This is a genomic window from Pediococcus damnosus (assembly GCF_001437255.1).
In the GTDB taxonomy this organism is placed as follows: Bacteria; Bacillota; Bacilli; order Lactobacillales; family Lactobacillaceae; genus Pediococcus; species Pediococcus damnosus.
In genome coordinates, this window is sequence record NZ_JQBD01000169.1 from 1 (window position 1) to 854 (window position 854).

Annotated in this window: 2 protein-coding genes; both read right to left on the reverse strand. The window is 38.8% G+C overall.

Annotated elements, in window-relative coordinates; genetic code table 11:
* Nucleotides 1-68: 68 nt before the first annotated feature.
* Nucleotides 69-401 carry a hypothetical protein gene (locus IV84_RS10475; protein ID WP_056986629.1) on the reverse strand — a complete coding sequence of 111 codons (333 nt, stop codon included), beginning with the start codon at nucleotides 399-401 and terminating at the stop codon, nucleotides 69-71.
* An 83-nt stretch (nucleotides 402-484) separates the two neighbouring features.
* Nucleotides 485-760, reverse strand: coding sequence for an ArsR/SmtB family transcription factor (locus IV84_RS10480; RefSeq protein WP_056986630.1), 276 nt, complete (start codon nucleotides 758-760; stop codon nucleotides 485-487).
* Nucleotides 761-854: the final 94 nt, after the last annotated feature.

The following is an 854-nucleotide window of genomic DNA, read 5'->3' on the forward strand; positions in this document are numbered from 1 at the left end:
TGGCGTGATTATTAGCTTTCAAGTTTCAGTTACATAAATTAAGTTGGAAGATTTAAATTGATTATTAATTAGCTAACAATATCTACTGGGCCGTGATCGTCAACGTGATCACCGTGAACATGTTGAAGACGACCATTTACCAGGTAATCCATGTGATCGCCGTGAGGAACCTGTTGGTGACCGCAAAATTCATTGTGAATTTCGCCTTCTACTGGATGTTCGCCCTCAGGATTTTGTGCGGAAACCTCGATCTTACATTCGTCCCAGTGATCTTCATGCTTGTGATGGAGATGACCATTTGCCTCAACCAAGTCAATGTGATCATGGTGAAGGATCTTCGTGTGCCCACAATGTAAACTATGGGTATGGTTTGGGTTAACCTCTGCTTTTGGATCTGCCATATTACATTCCTCCTATAAAAGCCTTAACAACATCATTACATCTACATATTAACATATCTTTATATGAATGGCAAGAATAACGACTATATTTCTGTAACGTGTTGATTGATTAATTCAATAATTTTCATGATGTGGTTGTCAGCCAGCTGATAAATTTTTTCCTTGCCAGATTGTCGGTCAATTACCAAATAAGCATCTAGCAGGATTCGCAAATGTCGTGAAACTGCGGGTTGAGAAACGTTGACAATCTCGACGATACTGTTGACGTTACTTTGACCATGCTTCATCAGATAATTGAGAATTTGAATTCTAACCGGATGATTTAAGGCTCGGGTGAGTTGAAAGAATCGCGGATCAATGTTTTCTGCCATACTAAGACTCCCAATCTTTGAGTGATAACGATTAGTATACCCTATTGGCCTTTTTTGATCCATTATCAATGGCTTTTTAAAT

Bases quoted from the DNA above. Each gene is read 5' to 3' on its own strand.
- IV84_RS10475 (WP_056986629.1), bottom strand. From the start codon at position 401: ATGGCAGATCCAAAAGCAGAGGTTAACCCAAACCATACCCATAGTTTA.